The sequence below is a fragment of the Aeromonas sp. 55A genome (assembly GCF_051919665.1).
GTDB classification, from domain to species: domain Bacteria; phylum Pseudomonadota; class Gammaproteobacteria; order Enterobacterales; family Aeromonadaceae; genus Aeromonas; species Aeromonas veronii.
Window position 1 is genome coordinate 2,245,313 of the sequence record NZ_JBQBEH010000008.1, and the last position, 17,466, is coordinate 2,262,778.

Below are 17,466 nucleotides of genomic sequence, written 5' to 3' on the forward strand. Positions count from 1 at the left end.
CTGATGAAGCGCGAATATAGAGAAATATCCCGAATGTGCAGTTAACGAATTCTTGCGGTTTCTTTCAGCGCCGCCAATACCGCCAGCCCGTCGCGCAAGGGGCGCGGCTCGTGTGTGCGGATGAAGTCAGCTCCACCTGCGGCGGCGGCAAGCTCTGCAGCGAGTGTCGCGGCCCCGACATCCCCCGGACCACGGCCTGTGAGCGCGCGCAGAAAGGATTTGCGCGAAACAGACAGAAGCACCGGCAAATCGAAGCGCAGCCGCAATTCATCGAACCGCGCCAGCACCGAGAGCGAGGTTTCGGGAGCAGCCCCCAGAAAAAACCCCATGCCGGGATCAAGGACAAGGCGGTTGCGTTTGATACCGGCACCCGTCAGCGCCGCGATGCGCGCGTCAAAGAACGCCGCAATGTGATCCATGATGTCGCCAGCGGGTGCCTCGCGCCGATCTGCCTGCCCGTCTTGCACCGAATGCATAACGACGAGTTTGGCAGATGATTTCGCCAATTGCGGATAGAACGCAGCGTCTGGAAAACCGCGAATATCATTGAGATAGGCCACACCACGCGACAAGGCATAGGCTTGCGTCGCGGGTTGATAACTGTCGAGCGAGACGGGAATGCCATCTGCCTTGAGCGCGTCCAGCACCGGCGCGATACGCGCGATTTCTGTGTCGGACGAAACAGGCGCGGCGTCGGGATTGCTGGATGCCGGACCGAGGTCGATCACATCTGCCCCCTCGGCCATCAGCTTACGCGCCTGCGCAATGGCTGCGTCTGGCGCCAGATACCGGCCTCCATCGGAGAAACTGTCCGAGGTTATGTTGACGATGCCGAAAATGATGAGCGATTTATTCATGGGGGCTTCTATAATAATAATAATCGAGCATGAGTCTCATACGGATGCTCGGGTCGAAAGGGAATCCCCAGGCGAGTAACCTGTTTGCGGTGATCCATTAGCTGCAGGAGCAGAATAGCATACATCTGGAAGCAAAGCCAGGAAAGCGGCCTATGGAGCTGTGCGGCAGCGCTCAGTAGGCAATTTTTCAAAATATTGTTAAGCCTTTTCTGAGCATGGTATTTTTCATGGTATTACCAATTAGCAGGAAAATAAGCCATTGAATATAAAAGATAAAAATGTCTTGTTTACAATAGAGTGGGATACAGACACGCTTGATATGTTTGGAGATGGGGTTCTAGGGATTTTCCCCTCTAAAAAGACTTAATCCTCTGTAGACCACACCAATAAATGGCTGCGGAGGTGGGTTACTACTTATAAGTGTGGCAAATTAGGTAAATATCGTACATTTAATACGGAACAGCCCTGATATGGCCATCAAAAACGAAATTACTATTCTCACGAGAGCAGAACAGGCAGATCTTTATTCCCCACCCATTTTTTCAATCGAAGAACAACGTCTGTACTTTTCTCTGAACGATGCGGAATTGGCAGTTTTTCGGTCAATTCGTCTCAGAGCTCATAGATGTTACTTTGTCGCGATTTTGGGATACTTCAAATCAAAGCCCGTCATCCTAGATATCGCTTACTCGCAGGTTTCTAAGGATTTAATGTTCATCAGTAAAGAGCTGCTTGGCGGCAAGGGGCTCAGACCATTCACTCCCTCACAAAAACAAAAAGATCGACTCTACGCAAAAGTATTAGACCTTGCTGGTTATCACAAATGGGACGAAAGTCAGCACTTCAATTCTCTTTTCGACCACCTTGTTCAGGTGGGCAATGCCTGGCTGGAGCCGCGTTACCTCTTTGATACTGCTATTGAATTCCTAACCAGTCACAGCATTGCTATCCCTAGGTACACCGTACTCCAGAGACTGATAAGCAGAGCGATGCAGCAGGTCAGAAAAGACCTGGCGCACCAACTTAATCAACTCACCAGTCCTGAACTTCACGTCTTTCTGGACAGCATAACAGCCATTGATGACGGACTAAGCCTGAACCAGCTCAGAGGCGGTGCAAAAAGTCTGACCGTACCTGAACTTAAAAAAGAGCTTGCCCTTTATCATCAGTTAGCGCCATGGCGCACGCAAATCAATGGCGTTATCGATGGGCTTAATCTGTCTCTTAAAAATCGACAACACTTCGGTGAGCTCATCAACTATTACGGTAGTAAACTCAAACGATTCAAACGCGCACAGCAGCATCTATGGTTGCTATGTCACCTGACAGAGCGGATACAACTGGCACTGGAACGGTTAACTGATGGGTTCATTTACCATATCCGCAAGCAACAAGAAGCTGCCAACACCTTTGCACAACAAGCAGTGTTCCTGTCCTGGCAGTCAGCCGCGGACAATGTCACGAAAGCGGCAGAGTTACTGCATCTGTTTGTGGATGAGAACATTGATGATAATCAACCCTTCTCAGTAGTCAGACAACAGGCATTGAAGGTCATGAATGACAGGGATATCCAGACCCTCTGCCTTTACCTGAAAAAACAGAAACGGACCGTGGAAGAGTACCAGTGGCAACATTACGATGAACAATGCAATCTCCTGGAGCAACTGTTAAGGCAGGTGTTCTTGTGCCTTGAATGTGAGGCCGGTAAAGGCTCAGAAGCCGTCGTCGCCCAACTTCAACAGATGCAGACGGAAATCGCATTCGGTGGACCACTGAAGAGGCTGTACTTGGAGAACCACCGACTTTTCCAGTTTCATCCTTGGTATAAAGGTTTTCCAATAAATAGTCTCGATATCTCACGATTGGACTTTCCTCTACCTTCTCGGTGCAGTCATATATTGTTAACGGAGGTTTTTCATCAACCAGAAGGCCAGTCCTTGGGTGTGTATGTTCGGGGATTTCCGTGCTCAACCACCGATAGAAGCTCAATAACGCAACTGCATGGGATTGAATCGTCTTATCGGAGGATATATCTGGATCTGCCAACAAAGAGTGAAGATATAGATTCACTGGCACCACATTGATACCATCGGGGTCTATTAAAATTGGAAGTTTATGAGCAAATGGTTTTGAGTTGTCCCTAACGTCATGGATGATCTCGCCACTGTCAGGGTGTGGCCTACTTATAAATGAGGGATATTTCTCCGTACTAATCCACATAAGACAATAGTCAAAGCCGAAGTCATCTGGAAACGACCTATTTTGTTCAATCACATTAACACCTAAATCATCCGTTATTCACACTGCTAAGCCTTCCCCCAGGGGGTTACGCGTTCATACATCTACTTTTTCAAGATATTTCTTAACCAATAGTAAAAATTGTAACCACCCCTCATCTCGACGTCTAATTTATACAACCTGAAACATTACAACATGTGATGTCTAAAGTATTTCCCAACTGTAAGCGCATAGTTAGAGGAGAATGCCAAAATGCCATGGCGCTGCATTTCGGCTTTGATCTGAAAGACGGGTACGCCCATTTTAATACCGAGTAACTTAGCTTCACGCGAGCGTGCAACCACGCAGCCGTCATTGTTGGACAGCACCACAACCGGCGTATCTTTTAAATCAGGACGAAACAGCTTCTCACAACTGGCGTAAAAGTTGTTGCAGTCCACCAAGGCAAATACAGGCATGGGACAGTCACGACTTACGGCGCATGTTTCGCACCACATTGGTGACCACACCAAATATCTCTAACTCTGCCCCTTCAGGAATATGAATGGGCTCATACGCCTGGTTTCTTGGGATCAGCTTGACGCATGGCCTTAGTTGAAGCTCCTTTACCGTGAGTTCACCATGGATACCAGCGATGACAATGTCACCGTGTTCTGCTTGGACAGAGCGATCAACCACCAAAATATCATCTGGGTGAATCCCGGCATCAATCATTGAATCACCTTCAACACGCACAAAGAACGTTGCAGCCGGTCGCTTGATGCACAGCTCGTTGAGGTCGAGCGTTTGCTCAACATAATCCTGCGCTGGTGAGGGAAAACCAGCAGAAACACGTTCCATGAACAATGGAATACGAAGGCGCTTGGCTTTGATGAAGGCAAGTGCGCCGCTACGGCCTATCAGCGAGACACTCATGACGAACCTCGAAAAATCACAATTGATACTGTTTGTTTATACAGTATCTGATGCTATGCTGATTTCTACAAGTAAAATTGTAGGTAAAACTGTAGTTGTTCGAGTAAGACGCTGTGTTGTCGGTGATTTATTTTTTGTGTTGAAAAACTAGATGTGGGGGATCGCTCGCCCTCGTCAAAGCCTGCAAGGCTTGGACAATACTGCTTCTGCCTACTGCTCTTGTTTCTGTTACTGATCCTGTTACTGCTACTGGTTAACGCATGGGTCAAGTAACCGTCAGACAAGGCTTGTTGAACCCTTTGCAAAGGGTTTAAAAACAGTTAGTAAAATTCTGCTTCGTATTGAATTTACTGGCTTAAAGCGAAGTTAGGAGCACCATTAAAGTGCTCAGTCGAACTCAGTTCAAGCCTTTTGCAACCGTTTGAAAAGGGGTTGGCTAAGCCATACGTAAAGGGTATCGGTAAGGGTTACCTAAAGGGTTTAGCTAAGGCTTTCTGAAAGGCTTAGCCAAAGCCTTCATACATGGGTTCACCCAGTAGAAAGATTAAAAAAACGCTGAGGTATCCAAGGTGCATTTAGAAAAACCTGTGGCACAGTGAAATCACCTAAAGCGAACAATAGAATTGAAGAGGAACCATCAATGACAAGAGCCCCTGCGCCATTTCCGCTAGAGCGCCTCGCGGATATCCCAGAAAGACCAGAAGATTTTAGATTGCTGGAGCGCATTCCATTAACGCGTGAGCCGCAGACTTGGCCACTTGAACTTTCTCCTATGGTCGGTGATGAACAGCCAATGGTGCTGCTCGATACAGAGACAACCGGACTGTCTTCCGATGATGAGTCCATTATTGAGCTTGGTATGGTTAAGGTGCTTTACAGCCCCTCTGCTCAGCGGATTGTGTCGATTGTTGATGTGATCAGCTTGTATGAAGATCCCGGCAAGCCAATCCCCGAGCTGATTACCGACTTAACCGGTATCACCGATGATATGGTGCAAGGCCAGCACATTGATGATTCACTGGTAGCAAGTTGGTTATCCGATGATCCGCTGGTGGTTGCACACAATGCACAGTTTGATCGTCCTTTCTTTGAAAAGCGGTTTGCTGCATTAGGACATCTATCTTGGGCCTGTTCAGCCAGTGGAATAGATTGGAAGGCGCTGGGTTTTGAAAGTCGAAAACTTGAGTACCTGCTGCTTCGCTTAGGTTGGTTTTATGAAGGACACCGAGCTGCAACCGATTGTTTGGCGATGGCCTGGTTGTTCTATTTATTGCCCGAGTCCGTTGCAAACTTGTTGTCTGAAGCAGACAGGCGAACTGTGTTAGTTCGTGCGTTTGGTGCGCCGTTTGACGTAAAGGACTATTTAAAAGAGCGCGGTTACCGCTGGCATGACGGTGTTAAAGGTGCCAACAAACATTGGTGGCGCGAAATCAGCGAAGACGAGTTGCCGCAGGAACAAACTTACCTGGATGATTTGTATCATCGTGGCTCAGAACATGCCCACTATGACTACAAAGATGCCCGCAATCGATTTAAAGCTTTGTAGCTCTCTACAAGGTAAGCCTTGCATATTTGAAAACCTCTGGAAAATGGAAAGTGAACTCATGGTTTAACCAACAAGAGGAATCTTTCCATGTACCAAGACACCTACATTGAATACTGGGGCGAAATCTTCGTCTCTGCCCGCATCATTGAATTTGGCATCACGTTCGAGCGCTTTCTTAAAGATCCATGGAAGCATTTGATGTCCTGTGGCCAAGAATCTGCACCGGACGCGATTGCTGAAGGGATGCTGCCATTGCTACCAGCTCAGGCAGAAGTTGCCAGGCGCATTCGGGAGAGTGAGCAACGAGCCCTGATGTCTACAGACTCGGACAAAGGGGTATCTCATCGCGGTAACATCGTGGTGCCATTGGTTCAGGTAGCGCATTGATAGCGGCTATCAGCAATGGCATGAAACAATGTCTTCACGCCCATACCTGAGCGGCAATTGCATTCCAGATCAAAAAGTTGCCGCTTAGTCTTCCCTACAAAATAATTTGTGATAGGATGATACCTAATAAAATTAATTAGGTTGAAGCCTATTCAGTGTTTTATGGCCATCTGTCCAGCTTCAACCAGTAGAGATTGATTAGTCATTGCGGATAAAGAGCAGCTTTATGCCATGCCTTTCAATGTGATTACGCGATGTCTGACGGTACTTTATAAACAGAGTTTTAAGAAACTGGTTGAATTGGATAAACAAGACGCATGACAAATGATGGTCTGAAACAAACGGTAGTGGCGAAGCCAGATAGGCTTTCGCAGATAGCGCAGTTGCCACAAGCAACCAGGGATCGCATTGCCCATATCGATTTCACCTTATTGTTTAAGGGAGAGGCGGTACGGGCAGATTTAGTCGATCGCTTCAGCATAGCCGCTGCACAAGCAACGAAAGACTTCACAATGTACCGAGAGCTTGCACCAGGCAACATTGAGTATGACCAAAAGCTCAAGTTGCATAAGCGTGGTGAAGCTTTTGAGCCCTTGTTCGACTATGACGTTGTGAGAACACTGGCGACGATTAGCCAAGGTTACGGAGATGGCTTTACTGGAAAGGTAAAACCACCTCTTGCGTGTGAAGCGCCTTATCACCTTAACAAGCCGAGCTTATCGATAGTGGCGAAAGTTACCGAGGCCATACACAAAGGCAAAGCCTTGAGCATTACCTATGTGTCGTTATCGAGTGGTGAAACCACGCGTGAAATTGTGCCGCATACGCTGGTGGACAATGGCCTGCGTTGGCACGTTCGTGGTTTTGACCGCAAGCATGGTGAGTTCCGTGACTTTGTACTGACCCGAATTAAAGCAGCGTTTGTGCTTGAAGATTCCACTTTGTCTGAAACGGAGCTCGAAACCCAAGATCGGCAATGGAACCGATTTGTAGAGCTTGAGTTAGTGCCGCATCCACGTATTGAGCACAGCGAAGCGATAGAGCTGGACTATGGTATGACGGGTGGCGTTCTAAAGGTTGAGATTAGAGCTGCAACCGCTGGGTATTTGCTTCGCCAATGGCATGTGGATTGTTCCAAAGCACACAGCCTTCAAGGCACTGAATACCAACTTTGGTTAAAGAATACTCCGACACTCTACGGGGTCGGAAATTTGAATTTAGCTCCAGGGTTTAGCGAATGATGTTCGACGACAGTGAACATTGCGTAACCAATAAACGAATTATGACGAATTAAAAGCAGGAATTAACAAATGACAAGTTTACAACAACGTGCCGAACTTCAACGCCAAATATGGGCGATTGCCAACGATGTAAGAGGCTCGGTGGATGGTTGGGATTTTAAACAATATGTACTGGGTACGCTGTTCTACCGTTTTATCAGTGAAAACTTTGTCAATTACATCACTGGCGGTGATGAGAGCGTTAATTATGCTGCCATGTCTGACGATGATGAAAACATCAAGTTTGCTAAAGAAGATGCCATTAAAACCAAAGGCTATTTTCTTTACCCTAGCCAGTTGTTTAGCAATGTGGCGGCTAACGCACACAAAAACGAAAATCTAAATACGGATTTGGCAGCAATTTTTGCTGCAATCGAAAACTCAGCCAATGGCTATGATTCAGAAAAAGACATCAAAGGCTTGTTTGCGGATTTTGATACCACCAGTAATCGTCTGGGTAATACGGTAGAGGCAAAAAACAAACGCCTTGCAGCGGTGTTAAAAGGCGTGGCAGGTTTAACCTTCGGTAATTTTGAAGACAACCAAATTGATTTATTCGGTGACGCTTACGAGTTCCTTATCTCCAACTACGCGGCAAATGCGGGTAAATCCGGTGGCGAATTTTTCACCCCTCAGCATGTTTCAAAACTCATCGCGCAGCTGGCCATGCACGGCCAAACCAGTGTGAATAAAATTTATGACCCTGCGGCGGGTTCGGGCTCGTTGCTCTTACAAGCTAAAAAGCACTTTGATGCGCATATCATTGAGGATGGTTTTTTTGGACAAGAGCTCAATCACACCACCTACAACTTGGCTCGTATGAATATGTTTTTGCATAACATTAACTACGACAAGTTTAATATTCAGTTGGGCGATACCTTAACTGAACCGCACTTTTTAGATGACAAACCCTTTGATGCCATTGTCTCTAACCCACCTTATTCGGTGAAATGGATTGGTAGCGACGACCCAACCCTAATCAACGACGACCGCTTTGCGCCCGCTGGTGTGCTCGCACCTAAATCAAAAGCCGACTTTGCCTTTGTGCTGCATGCGCTAAGTTACCTTTCAAGCAAAGGTCGTGCGGCCATTGTTTGCTTCCCCGGTATTTTTTACCGTGGCGGTGCTGAGCAAAAAATTCGTCAATATCTGGTTGACAACAACTACGTTGAAACCGTGATTTCACTGGCACCTAACCTGTTCTTTGGCACCACTATTGCGGTGAATATTTTAGTGCTATCTAAGCACAAAACCGACACCACCACCCAGTTTATTGATGCTAGCGGGCTGTTTAAAAAGGAGACTAATAACAACGTCTTAACGGACAACGACGACGAAAAAAATCCGGGCCATATTCAGCAAATCATGAAAGTGTTTGCTAGCAAAGAGAACGTGGAGCATTTTTCCAAGTCAATCGAACTGGAGGATATAGTCAAAGCCGAATACAACCTTTCGGTGAGCAGCTATGTAGAGGCAAAAGATAGCCGTGAGTTAGTGGATATAAATACTCTCAATGCACAGCTGAAAACCATCGTAGCTAAAATAGATCAGCTTCGCAGTGATGTTGATTCCATTGTGGCCGAAATTGAAGGTGAGGAGATTGAGGAATGAGCCATTTTAGCTACATGGAAAAGCTCTTAGATGGGGTGGGTGTTGAGCTGAAAACTTTAGGCTGGGTTGGTGAAGTTCGCATGTGTAAGCGCATAATGAAAAACCAAACTAGTGATATTGGCGATATTCCATTTTTTAAGATAGGAACTTTTGGAAAAGAACCTAATGCGTATATATCGAGGAAAATTTTTCATGAATATAAAGAGAAATATAGTTATCCAAGGATAGGTGAAGTTCTAATTTCAGCTAGTGGTACAATTGGAAGAACCGTTATTTTTGATGGTAGGGAAGCATACTTCCAAGATAGCAATATTGTATGGCTAGAAAATGACGAAAGCAAAGTGCTAAATAAATACCTATTTCACTTCTATAAAATAGCCAAGTGGGGTGTCTCCAATGGAGGGGTAATTAGTCGATTGTACAATGATAATATTAAAAAGACTTTAATCCCCATTCCATGCCCAGATAATCCTGAAAAATCGCTAGCAATACAAGCTGAAATTGTAAGCATTCTGGACGCATTTAACGAACTGGTTACTGAGTTGACGGTCGAACTTAATATTCGAAAAAAACAGTTTAGTCATTATCAGTTTGAAATATTTAAGTTTGAAGAAACGACTCAGTACTTGAAAATAGGAGAGTGTTGCGATATTAAAAAAGGATTAACTCCAATTAAAAAAGCGACACCAGGTAAATATCCACTGGTTGCCACCACTGCAGAAAGGCAATCATCTTCTGAATATCAATTTGATGATGCTGCTGTATGTGTACCATTAATATCATCAAGGGGGCACGGGGTAGCAAGTATTGATCGGATATATTACCAAGATGGGAAATTTGCTCTTGGTAATATCTTGTGTGCAATCATCCCAAATGATAGTCGATTTTTATCAGCAAAATTTCTAAGATATTATCTCTTTGATAAAAAGGATGTACTGTTAGTCCCTTTAATGCGAGGTGGCGCAAATGTCTCTTTAACAGTGGATTCTCTCAAAAAGGTTGAAATACCTATCCCACCTATGGCAATTCAAATTCGAATTGTGCGTATCCTCGAAAAGTTCGACGAACTTTTGAACGTTCTCCCTCGCGAAATCGAACTACGTCAAAAGCAATACGAGTATTATCGTGACCTGTTGTTGAGCTTCCCGAAATCTCATTCAGATGAGGCTGCTTAATGAGTAAAACGCTAACGGAAATAGCAGAGTTGTTGCAAGCATCCGACAAAAAGGTGCAGTTAATCTATGCCTTTAATGGTACAGGTAAGACGCGTTTGTCGCGTGAATTTAAAGAGATCATAGCCCCGAAAGAGGATGGGCAAGATGCGCTTGCCGATGCAGAGCAAGCGCCACTGTCGCGCCACAAGATTTTGTATTACAACGCGTTTACGGAAGACTTGTTTTACTGGGATAACGACTTAGATGCTGATGCAGCGCCGAAGCTAAAAATCCAACCCAATACGTTTACCGATTGGATATTAAAAGTGCAAGGCCAAGAGCCTAATATCACTAGGTTGTTTCAGCGTTATAGCAACGAGAAGTTGACGCCTCATTTTAATGAAGACTTTACTCAAGTAACGTTTTCATTTGAGCGAGGAAATGCGGAAAGAGCACAGCATGTAAAAATATCTAAGGGCGAAGAAAGTAATTTTGTCTGGAGTATTTTTCATGGGCTTCTAGAGCAAGTTGTTAGAGTCATGAATAACCCTTATGAAGAGGATGATGAGAGCTTCAATCAGCTAGAATATGTGTTCATTGATGACCCCGTCAGCTCATTAGATGAAAACCATTTAATTGAACTTGCAGTTAATTTGGCGGAACTAATCAAGTTAAGCAAATCTGAGAAGCTTAGATTTATCATATCGACACATAATCCGCTATTTTACAATGTGTTGCACAATGAGCTTAATGCGAAAATCTGTTACTTATTGCAACGATTTGAAGATGGAACCTTTGATTTAAAAGAAAAAAAGGGTGGCGCGAATACCAGTTTTTCTTATCACTTGTATATCAAGCAATTGATTGAACAAGCTATTACGAACAATGAAATACAGCGTTTTCACTTCAATTTACTGCGCAACCTTTATGAGAAAGTCGCAGCATTTTTGGGGTACGCAGATTGGACTGCGCTATTACCCGAAAGCCGCGAGCTATACGCCAAACGAGTGATGCACTTTTATAGTCATCGTTCATTATCAAACGAAGAAGTTGCAGAACCTACAGAACCTGAGAAGCAGATTGTTAAGTTTCTACTTGAACATCTATTAAATAACTATGGTTTTAAACTGCAAGGAGCACAAAATGACTAGCACAACAAAGCCGATTGCAGAATCAAATAATTTTATTGTCTTAGACAAATACACTAAGCAAACGCAGATAAGTGAAAGTTACCAGAGCGAAGGTGATTTAGAGCGTGAACTTATTCAAGACCTAAGCAACCAGGGCTATGAATATTTACCTGCTCTGACGACACCCGATGCCATGATGGCAAATGTGCGCAGGCAGCTACAAGCCCTCAACAAGGTGCAGTTTACCGATGCCGAGTGGGCCCGCTTTTGCGAGCAATACCTGAACACACCAAGCGACAATATTCTTGATAAAACTCGCAAGGTGCACAGTGACTATATCTTCGATTTTGTCTTTGATGATGGCCATATAGAAAATATCTACCTGTTCGACAAGAAGACCATTGCTCGTAACAAAGTGCAGGTCATTAAGCAGTTTGAGCAAACGGGAAGCCATGCCAACCGTTACGATGTGACGATTTTGGTCAATGGTTTGCCTTTGGTGCAAATTGAACTGAAAAAGCGTGGTGTGGCAATCCGTGAGGCGTTCAACCAAATACATCGCTACAGCAAAGAAAGCTTTAATGCAGAGAACTCGTTGTACAAGTTCTTGCAGCTGTTTGTGATCTCTAATGGCACCGACACGCGCTATTTTGCCAACACGACCAAGCGCGACAAAAACAGCTTCGACTTTACGATGAACTGGGCGAAGTCAGACAATACGCTGATTAAGGATTTAAAAGACTTTACCGCCACTTTTTTCCAGAAAGAGACGTTGCTTGAAGTGATCTTGCGTTACTCGGTATTTGACGTCAGCAATACCTTACTTGTAATGCGCCCCTACCAGATTGCGGCCACTGAGCGCATTTTATGGAAGATAAAGAGCGCGTTTAACGCTAAGAACTGGAGCAACACCGAGAGCGGTGGGTACATTTGGCACACCACAGGTTCAGGAAAAACACTCACTAGCTTTAAAGCGGCACGTTTGGCCACCGATTTAGACTGTATCGATAAAGTCTTTTTTGTGGTGGACCGAAAAGACCTCGACTATCAGACGATGAAAGAGTATCAGCGGTTCTCGCCTGATAGTGTGAACGGTTCAGACAGTACCGCTGGGCTAAAAAGCAACCTGGATAAAGACGATAACAAGATTGTTGTTACCACCATCCAAAAGCTCAACAACTTAATCAAAAGCGAAAGCGATTTAGCGATATACAACAAGCAAGTGGTTTTTATTTTTGATGAGTGTCATCGCAGCCAGTTTGGTGAAGCGCAGAAAAACCTAAAGAAGAAATTCAAAAAGTACTACCAGTTTGGCTTTACCGGTACGCCAATTTTCCCTGAAAACGCCTTGGGTGCTGAAACCACGGGCAGCGTGTTTGGCCAGCAGTTGCACACTTATGTGATCACTGATGCCATTCGTGATGAAAAAGTACTCAAGTTCAAAGTGGACTATAACGATGTTCGTCCGCAATTTAAGAGCATTGAGACTGAGCAGGATGATAAGAAGCTTAGTGCGGCGGAGAACAAGAAAGCGTTCTTACATCCAATGCGCATTCGTGAAATCTCGCAGTATATTCTGAACCATTTTAACCAGAAAACGCATCGAGCCTATTCTGGTGCCAAAGGGTTTAACGCCATGTTTGCGGTCAGTAGTGTTGATGCAGCGAAAGCGTACTATGAAACCTTTAAAACATTGCAGGCCGAGGCCGAAAATGGACCTACAAGTAAACCTCTGCGTATTGCGACTATCTTCTCATTTGCAGCCAATGAAGAGCAGGACGCCATTGGTGATATTTTAGATGAGAGTTTTGAAGTCAGTGCCATGAACAGCAGCGCAAAAGAGTTTTTGAGCGCCGCGATTAACGATTACAACGCCATGTTTAAATCTAACTATGGCGTGGACAGTAATGGCTTTCAGAACTACTACCGTGACCTTGCCCAGCGCGTGAAGAATCAAGAAATAGATCTGCTCATAGTGGTCGGTATGTTTTTAACGGGTTTTGATGCGCCTACGCTTAACACCTTGTTTGTTGACAAGAATTTGCGCTATCACGGCTTGATGCAGGCGTTTTCTCGCACCAATCGCATTTATGATGCAACGAAGACCTTTGGCAATATTGTTACCTTCCGGGACTTAGAGCAGGCAACCATCGATGCCATCACTTTGTTTGGTGACAAAAACACCAAAAACGTGGTGTTGGAGAAGAGCTACAAAGAATACATGGAAGGCTTTAACGATATTGCTACTGGCCAAGCTCGTCGAGGTTTTGTTGATATCGTAAAAGAGCTGCAAGAACGTTTTCCAAACCCAGAAAATATTGAAAAAGAACAAGATAAAAAAGAATTTGCCAAGCTGTTTGGTGAATACCTAAAAGCAGAAAATATTTTACAAAACTACGATGAGTTTGCTGGATTAAAAGCACTGCAAAGCTTAGATACCAGTGATGAACAAGCTGTTGAAGAGTTCAAGTCAAAGTACTATCTGGATGATGCTGACATCGAGGCAATGCAAACCATCGATATGCCAAGTGAGCGTGCTATTCAAGATTATCGCTCTACCTACAACGATACCCGCGACTGGTTGCGACGCGATAAAGAAGGTCAGGACAAAGATAAGTCAACGGTAGACTGGGACGATGTGGTCTTTGAAATTGATTTGCTTAAATCGCAAGAAATCAACCTCGATTACATTCTTGAACTGATTTTTGATCACAATAAGAAGAACAAGAGCAAAGAAGGCTTGATTGAAGAAGTCCGCCGTATGATCCGCGGTAGCCTTGGCAATAGAGCGAAAGAGAGCTTGGTGGTTGATTTTATTAACCAGACAAACCTAGATGAGATCAATGACAAAGCCAGCATTATCGACGCTTTCTTCAAATTCGCCCAGGCGGAGCAGAAGCGCGAAGCCGATGCCATTATTGCCTCTGAAAAGCTCAATATCGATGCTGCCAAACGCTATATTGCGTCATCACTCAAACGTGAATACGCCTCTGAAAATGGCACTGCACTTAATGAGGCGCTGCCCAAACTTAGCCCATTGAACCCACAGTACCGAACCCAGAAGCAAACGGTTTTTCAGAAAATTGCCGCTTTTGTTGAAAAATTCAAAGGTGTGGGTGGGCAGATATAAGTGTGATTACGTGCTGTTCAGGAACGAAGTCAAATAGCGCAAGCGTCTGAAATTTATTGATTTCTAGGCTGGTTATCTTTTACGTGGAAGGTGAATTAAAAAATGGAAAATGAAAACATAGTAAGGTTTTTGTCATCAGACATAAAAAGGAACTCCGCGTCTTCGAAGAGAGAGCCAATCGAAATTGATCTTTCTAATGATGACTTAGATGACGAGCTGGCCACATTTTTTCGTTTTATCAATAAAGTTTTGGATACTGATAACTTAGTCATACTGGCTGGTTCAGGCACGTCTTTAACATTTAATACGCTTTCTCAGCAGAACAAAGCGCCTATCGCTCCAAGTATGTGGCACCTTTGGGACTATTGTAAAAAAGCAGATGAGAATCTTTTCCAATTGGTTTTGAAGGCAACAAATTATGATGCCCTTCAAAAACATCGTGAAGCAAACGGTGATGCAAAGCCAGACATTGAACTATTATTGTCTCTTTGCGATTCTTCTTTAGCCGTTGGGAACCTTTCAAATCAAAGAACTAATCAAGTAAGTAAGTTCCTTGAGCAAGCCAAAAACATAATTTTAGCTAAAACTACCTTTACTGAATCGATCCCTGAATCAGACTGGGTTAGTCATGATAAATTTATGCGTGCAGTAGGTAGAAGGAGTGCTCAGCAACAACGACTTAAACTTTTCACGACTAATTATGACTTGGCTTTTGAGCACGCTGCATCAAATACTGGTTTTGTTGTCATCGATGGTTTTGAGTTTTCTAACCCCTCTTTTTTTAATCCTATGTGGTTCAAGTATGACATAGTGAACCGTGGACACTCCAAGAGCAGTGAAGGCGCATACATATCCAATGTGGTTCAGCTATACAAGATGCATGGCTCTGTGGACTGGAGAAAATTTAACGGTAGAGTTAGAAAGCTAGGTGCTGATAGCAAAATTGGTGAACCTGTTTTTATCTATCCAAGCAGTAGCAAGTATCAGACATCTTATGATTCTCCTTACTTAGATATGATGACTTCTTTTTTGGAAGTAGTTAAACAACCAAAAACGGCTGTATTGTGCCTAGGTTTTGGTTTTAATGATAAGCATATAAATAATGCGCTAACTATGGCGCTTAGGACTAATCCTGAGTTTATGCTGATGGTTGCAACGAAAGACCCATTCAGTGTAACGGGTTCATTTAATAATGAGATTAGGAATCTGCTAATGGCCGCTATTGACCATGGGGATGGCAGAATCGCGATAATGGATTCAACGTTTAAACAGTTTTCTAGTCTGCTACCTGAACGAAGATCAACAACTCCCGAGGACGAACTCTTCAAAGCATTTGAGAAAATCACAGCGAGTATTAAATAAGGGAGACTATTCATGGAGCGGAAAAAGTGGTTTTCCCCGTACGATCCAACAAGACGGATTGGTAGCGTCATTAGCGTATCTGCAACCGAGCTTATCATTAACTTATCTAAAGCGGGATCTGGTGAGCCTAGTTGGTCATTCGGAAATCGAATAGCCGCTGGAGAAGTAAATGAATTTGTATTCATCGACATAGGTGAAACAGCGATACTTGGGCGCTTAGTGAAAGTGTGGATTGAGGGTGGTGAGAGATTAAGTGTTGACGGTTTGGCTGACAAACCATCTGAAAATCATCCAATTGGACTTGTTCAATTATTGGTGAGTTTGAACCCAGCTAATGGTCGTAACTACAAAGGAATTAAGCAGCATCCGAGATTAGGTAGCCAAATATATTCAGCTCACCCGTATCTGGTATCAATAATCGCTGAAGGTAAACAAGATGAAGAGCCAGGCCAAATTCATTTACCGTTAGCTTCACTTCCGCATGATGAATCCGTAACTGTTCACGTTACCCCAGAAAAATTATTTTCACGCCATTGCGCTATTTTAGGAGCAACAGGTGGCGGGAAAAGTTACTCGATGACAAACATCATAGAGCAAGTGATTAAGGCTGGAGGCAAAGCAATTATTATTGACCCGACGGGGGAATATGAGTCACTTGGCTGTGACAGTTACTATGTTGGGAATCATGCAAAAGCAACTCCATTGAATCAGTTAACTTTTCCACATTGGCAGTTTACAGACTCAGATATTAGAGCCTTTTTAAGGCCTTCAGCACAAAGCCAAGCGCCTAAACTGGAGGCTGCTATCGAGAGTCAGAAAATAGTTTGGCAATTTTGTCAGCAACAAAATCATGGCCTTGATATCAATGCAAATTACCTTTTGAACAAATCTGGCCAAGCAAAGGCTCCTTACGAAGCTGCTCTATTGTCTATGAATAGCTCTATCCAGACAGCCCCATGGATGTTTAAATACATTGCTGACCAAATTGTAAACGAGTGTGTGTGGCCAAATGGCGGTAATGCTAGTAATCCTAACCCAACTATTTGGGGCGGTAGAGCTGATAATGATGTTGGCCACTGTTTAAACCTGATAGCTCGGATTAAAGCCTATTCAAACAACCCAAATTTAAAATGGATGATTGACCCGGATGATAAATTAAAGACATTACCTAATCTTATTGATGATTTCTGTTCGCCAATAAGTAGCAATAATGTGCTGAGATTAGATCTTTCTGAAGTTCCATTTGAAGCAAACTCAAGAGAAATACTTGTTAATGCCATTGGTAGAAAATTGTTATCCGTAGCCAGGCAAGGCGCAATAAATCATGGTGCACCTCTATTAGTATTTATTGATGAAGCTCATCAATTTCTCAATAAGCGAATTGGTGAAGAAACGAACAGGTTTGAGTTGGATGCCTTTGGGAATATTGCTAAAGAAGGTAGAAAGTATGGTTTAAATACCATCATTGCTACTCAGCGACCACGTGACATTCCTGAAGATGTTTTAAGTCAGATTGGTACACTTATTGTGCATAGGTTGACCAATCAGCTGGACCAAGAAATTGTAAAAAAGGCTGTTGGCGCTATTGATCAACGTTCAGCATCTTTTCTCCCTGTCTTGGGTCAAGGAGAAGCGTTGTTGTTAGGAGTCGATTTCCCATTTCCTATGACTGTGAAAATGAAACGTCCTGCAAATGCGCCAACTTCGAAAAGCGCTGGCTTTTCTAAAAGTTGGAAACCTTTGCAAAATTAGTTTCAATTAAGACAAAACTGCTTCGCCACTTCCTAGTCAAATAGGTGCGGTTCTTTTACATCTAATTCACCGCCAGTGAGTTTATGAACCTTCACACTATCGTG

The 17,466-nt window shown here is 43.9% G+C and carries 11 protein-coding genes and 2 pseudogenes; 10 read left to right on the plus strand and 3 right to left on the minus strand.

Annotated features, from left to right (window positions below):
• Positions 1 to 41: 41 nt before the first annotated feature.
• Complete coding sequence (gene sul2, locus ACTG2G_RS14470) at positions 42 to 857, minus strand: sulfonamide-resistant dihydropteroate synthase Sul2 (protein WP_001043260.1); 816 nt, start codon at positions 855 to 857, stop codon at positions 42 to 44.
• Between the two features lie 470 nt (positions 858 to 1,327).
• Between sul2 and ACTG2G_RS14475 the strand changes: the two are divergent.
• Positions 1,328 to 2,641 (plus strand): annotated as a pseudogene (locus ACTG2G_RS14475) (DUF4158 domain-containing protein); the annotation flags it as partial.
• Between the two features lie 678 nt (positions 2,642 to 3,319).
• Here ACTG2G_RS14475 and ACTG2G_RS14480 read toward each other — a convergent pair.
• Positions 3,320 to 3,553 (minus strand): annotated as a pseudogene (locus ACTG2G_RS14480) (Y-family DNA polymerase); the annotation flags it as partial.
• Positions 3,554 to 3,560: 7 nt separating this feature from the next.
• Positions 3,561 to 4,010 (minus strand): translesion error-prone DNA polymerase V autoproteolytic subunit, encoded by a 450-nt coding sequence (gene umuD / locus ACTG2G_RS14485; protein ID WP_000116661.1) that lies wholly within the window; start codon positions 4,008 to 4,010, stop codon positions 3,561 to 3,563.
• Positions 4,011 to 4,650: 640 nt separating this feature from the next.
• Between umuD and ACTG2G_RS14490 the strand changes: the two genes are divergently transcribed.
• From ACTG2G_RS14490 to ACTG2G_RS14530, 9 genes are all read left to right on the plus strand, one after another.
• Positions 4,651 to 5,556, plus strand: a complete 906-nt coding sequence (locus tag ACTG2G_RS14490) for a 3'-5' exonuclease (RefSeq protein WP_439985563.1) — start codon at positions 4,651 to 4,653, stop codon at positions 5,554 to 5,556.
• Between the two features lie 87 nt (positions 5,557 to 5,643).
• On the plus strand, positions 5,644 to 5,943 hold the full coding sequence (locus ACTG2G_RS14495; protein ID WP_169618677.1) for a hypothetical protein: 300 nt from the start codon (positions 5,644 to 5,646) through the stop codon (positions 5,941 to 5,943).
• A gap of 317 nt (positions 5,944 to 6,260) precedes the next feature.
• Positions 6,261 to 7,184, plus strand: a complete 924-nt coding sequence (locus ACTG2G_RS14500; protein WP_439985564.1) for a WYL domain-containing protein — start codon at positions 6,261 to 6,263, stop codon at positions 7,182 to 7,184.
• A 69-nt stretch (positions 7,185 to 7,253) separates the two neighbouring features.
• Positions 7,254 to 8,834, plus strand: coding sequence for a type I restriction-modification system subunit M (locus tag ACTG2G_RS14505; protein ID WP_439985565.1), 1,581 nt, complete (start codon positions 7,254 to 7,256; stop codon positions 8,832 to 8,834).
• Positions 8,831 to 10,009: a restriction endonuclease subunit S gene (locus ACTG2G_RS14510; protein ID WP_439985566.1), complete on the plus strand. Its 1,179-nt coding sequence runs from the start codon at positions 8,831 to 8,833 to the stop codon at positions 10,007 to 10,009. Before ACTG2G_RS14505 ends, ACTG2G_RS14510 begins: the two co-directional genes overlap by 4 nt.
• Complete coding sequence (locus tag ACTG2G_RS14515; RefSeq protein ID WP_439985567.1) at positions 10,009 to 11,139, plus strand: AAA family ATPase; 1,131 nt, start codon at positions 10,009 to 10,011, stop codon at positions 11,137 to 11,139. Before ACTG2G_RS14510 ends, ACTG2G_RS14515 begins: the two co-directional genes overlap by 1 nt.
• On the plus strand, positions 11,132 to 14,248 hold the full coding sequence (locus ACTG2G_RS14520) for an HsdR family type I site-specific deoxyribonuclease (protein WP_439985568.1): 3,117 nt from the start codon (positions 11,132 to 11,134) through the stop codon (positions 14,246 to 14,248). The genes ACTG2G_RS14515 and ACTG2G_RS14520 overlap by 8 nt, the downstream gene beginning before the upstream one ends.
• Positions 14,249 to 14,350: 102 nt before the next feature.
• Positions 14,351 to 15,610, plus strand: coding sequence for an SIR2 family protein (locus tag ACTG2G_RS14525; RefSeq protein WP_145573964.1), 1,260 nt, complete (start codon positions 14,351 to 14,353; stop codon positions 15,608 to 15,610).
• Between the two features lie 12 nt (positions 15,611 to 15,622).
• On the plus strand, positions 15,623 to 17,362 hold the full coding sequence (locus ACTG2G_RS14530; protein ID WP_439985569.1) for an ATP-binding protein: 1,740 nt from the start codon (positions 15,623 to 15,625) through the stop codon (positions 17,360 to 17,362).
• Positions 17,363 to 17,466 lie beyond the last annotated feature (104 nt).

Bases quoted from the DNA above. Each gene is read 5' to 3' on its own strand.
- ACTG2G_RS14515 (WP_439985567.1), top strand. From the start codon at position 10,009: ATGAGTAAAACGCTAACGGAAATAGCAGAGTTGTTGCAAGCATCCGAC.
- ACTG2G_RS14525 (WP_145573964.1), top strand. From the start codon at position 14,351: ATGGAAAATGAAAACATAGTAAGGTTTTTGTCATCAGACATAAAAAGG.
- sul2 (WP_001043260.1), bottom strand. From the start codon at position 857: ATGAATAAATCGCTCATCATTTTCGGCATCGTCAACATAACCTCGGAC.
- ACTG2G_RS14490 (WP_439985563.1), top strand. From the start codon at position 4,651: ATGACAAGAGCCCCTGCGCCATTTCCGCTAGAGCGCCTCGCGGATATC.
- ACTG2G_RS14495 (WP_169618677.1), top strand. From the start codon at position 5,644: ATGTACCAAGACACCTACATTGAATACTGGGGCGAAATCTTCGTCTCT.
- ACTG2G_RS14500 (WP_439985564.1), top strand. From the start codon at position 6,261: ATGACAAATGATGGTCTGAAACAAACGGTAGTGGCGAAGCCAGATAGG.
- ACTG2G_RS14510 (WP_439985566.1), top strand. From the start codon at position 8,831: ATGAGCCATTTTAGCTACATGGAAAAGCTCTTAGATGGGGTGGGTGTT.
- ACTG2G_RS14520 (WP_439985568.1), top strand. From the start codon at position 11,132: ATGACTAGCACAACAAAGCCGATTGCAGAATCAAATAATTTTATTGTC.
- ACTG2G_RS14505 (WP_439985565.1), top strand. From the start codon at position 7,254: ATGACAAGTTTACAACAACGTGCCGAACTTCAACGCCAAATATGGGCG.
- umuD (WP_000116661.1), bottom strand. From the start codon at position 4,010: ATGAGTGTCTCGCTGATAGGCCGTAGCGGCGCACTTGCCTTCATCAAA.
- ACTG2G_RS14530 (WP_439985569.1), top strand. From the start codon at position 15,623: ATGGAGCGGAAAAAGTGGTTTTCCCCGTACGATCCAACAAGACGGATT.